Source organism: Frankia sp. CcCS3 (genome assembly GCF_977927575.1).
Genome location: NZ_CDWRCL010000135.1, coordinates 1 through 2,001, shown reverse-complemented (window position 1 = coordinate 2,001; position 2,001 = coordinate 1). Strand labels below are relative to the sequence as shown.

Below are 2,001 nucleotides of genomic sequence, written 5' to 3'. Positions count from 1 at the left end.
AAGTTATTTCATTTCGACTCCAAAGTCGGCGCCATACCCAGTTGTACGTGAAAGCGGTCTTGCCGCCGGAGATCCGCTCACCAACCAGCACGCGCCACGCATTGAGCACCTGCGGCTGCGGCCACCTCTCGACCAGCTCCGGCAAAAAGCGATGCAGCCCGGGTTCCGGCGCCCTCTCACGAACGAGATCAGCGACGGCCGGCGCCCGGAGCGCCTGCTTGACGACCACCTTGAGATAATCGGTCTGGTTTGCCCAGGACAACGTCACGTCGCGACCGAAGAAATGTGACTTATTCGGTAGCTGAACGGTTCGCCAGATGTCCTCCCTGAGCATGATCTTCATCCGAAGATTCACCAGCTCGTCACCGCGCTCGGACAACAGGGACAGCAGTCCCCCCACACTTTCCCGCCGTCGAGTGAGGTCGGCAGGAGTGAGACCGAACCCAGTGTCAAGACCGTCGAAAAGAAGAAATGTGCCCCGGGCAACATCCGCATCGAGGTCCCGAATCCACTGCCAGCCGACGAGTCCAGCGTCTTCGATGGAAAGCATTTTGCGTACATCTTGGACGAGGTTAAGTTCGTTGTACTGCGACTCGTCCTTGGAGTCACAGGTGAGTCCACCGAACGCGGGCACCGGCCGACGAGGGCGCCCACTGGTCAGCTGGATCATGACCCCGATAAGCAACATCCACGCCGTGCGCCAGTCGTCTCCCCGGTCCGCCAAGACCTCGCCGATGGCTCGGTATGTCCCGCTGGACGGCATCCAGGGTCTTCTCATCGGCAGCCGCGGAGGGCTGGTCACCACGATGTTCCCGTCCGCGGCGAGGCTGCGGAACAGGGTGGTCTTCCCCGTGCCCTTCCGGCCAAGTATCAGGGGCACGTCGTCCCGGGCGGCCCGGCCGACAACTTCTGTGCGTAGGAAGGTCTCCTGGAACTCGTCGTCGGACTGAGCCTCCGCGGTGCCCGTCGAGAAGTGGATCTCAGCCAGGGCGCCGGCTTTTGAACCGGGCGGCGGGATGGCCATGGCGGCTGCGCCGTCCCGCTCGGCTGCCGCCGACTGCGGAACGAACCCTGCGATCCACTCCCCGACGGGCGAATAAGCATCGATGCCGGTCTCGGGAACTACGGAATCAGATCCCGCGATGTCCTCGCTGTAACCGAGGACGTGGACAAGCTCGTCAACCTCCGGGAACGCTGGATCCCCGCCTTCGACCACCGCCGGCGAGAGCCATTCCAAGATCCAGACCGCCGCCCGGTCCTCGTATCGCCGACGAGTCTCCGGAGCGCCCGCGCCCGGAACCGGGCTCACCAGAAAACGGAGCTCAGGAGTGTAGGCCCGCTCGGATCTGGCCGCCAGAAGCGCCCGCGTCAGCGCCCGCGTTCCCACCCGTGCCTGCAGATGCGGGAAGAATGTTACGACAGCTATGTCGGCCAGATCGAAGAAAAGAGGTGCCGACAGCGGACTGATCCCGGTCCTTGAATCTATGAGAACAATCTGCGGCGAGATATGGAGGTCACGGACGGCGCCGATGAGCGCGCGGAGTGTATTATTTTCCTCACGGTACCATGCCGCTGGGTCGAGCTGAGCGAGCTGGCGCGCATAATTGGCATCCGGATATCCGGCGGGCAGAAGATAGAGTTGCCGTTCGGGATGAGCACGCAGCAGATGGGCGGTGACATCAGGCATTTCGCCGGCTATGTCCGCCTCCAGTAGAAGCGGAACAACACCCTTTCCTGGCATGACTTCGCGCTCCGCGTCGAAGAGTGTGGCAAGACCAGGCGCCTCAAGATCCATATCGAGGCAGAGCATTCGGTGTTCACGGGCTAGCAACAGAGCAGTGTAGGCGAGCGATGTCGATCTTCCGACACCCCCTCTGGAGTCGAAATGAAATAACTTGCGCGTTTCGAACCCTCCACAGGCCTGTGACCTGCGATGATGCTCTCGATCACATATTTGTTACTTCATTACGTCCCCTCTGAGGGAGTAGAAGGTGGCGATGA

General features: G+C 61.8%; 1 protein-coding gene. It reads right to left on the bottom strand.

Going from position 1 to position 2,001, the window contains the following annotated elements; all coding sequences use genetic code 11:
- Positions 1 to 1,831, bottom strand: a 1,831-nt coding sequence (locus AC08OQ_RS12695; protein ID WP_476612065.1) for a KGGVGR-motif variant AAA ATPase, incomplete at its 3' end; no start/stop codon positions are given.
- Positions 1,832 to 2,001: the final 170 nt, after the last annotated feature.